This is a genomic window from Kocuria sp. CCUG 69068, from assembly GCF_020833785.1.
In the GTDB taxonomy this organism is placed as follows: Bacteria; Actinomycetota; Actinomycetes; order Actinomycetales; family Micrococcaceae; genus Kocuria; species Kocuria rosea.
On record NZ_PDDL01000278.1, the window covers coordinates 1 to 528 of the forward strand.

Here is a 528-nt window from a genome sequence, read left to right on the forward strand (position 1 = left end):
TCACCGGGCTGATCCGCGAGATTCACGTGGCCTCTCGGGGCACCTACGGCTACCGCCGCATCCACGCGGAACTCACCATTGGCATGGGCATCCCCTGCTCGAGCCGGCTCATCTCCGCGCTGATGACGCGCGCCAGCATCGGCGGACTGCCCGGCCCGGCGCGCATCAAGCGGCTTCGAGGCGTGGCGACCGCAGACGACCTCGTCAACCGGAAGTTCCACCGCCTGGCGCTGAACGAACTGTGGGTCACGGACATCACCGAGCATCCCACCCGCGAGGGCAAGGTCTACTGCGCGGCGGTGCTCGACGCCTGCAGCCGCAAAATCATCGGCTGGGCCATCGACTCCAAGCAGGACTCCACCCTGGTCATCAATGCCCTGGACATGGCCATCCGCGCCCGAAAGCCCGGTGCCGGCGGAATCGTCCACGCCGACCACGGGGTCCAATTCACCTCGTGGGTGTTCACGCAGAAGATCCGCTCGGCCGGACTGCTGCCCTCGTTCGGCACCGTCGGCGACGGCCTCGACA

Annotated in this window: 1 protein-coding gene; it reads left to right on the forward strand. The window is 67.6% G+C overall.

Features of this window, described 5'->3' with window-relative positions; all coding sequences use genetic code 11:
* Positions 1–528, forward strand: a 528-nt coding sequence (locus CRM73_RS19515; protein WP_229588841.1) for a DDE-type integrase/transposase/recombinase, incomplete at both ends; no start/stop codon positions are given.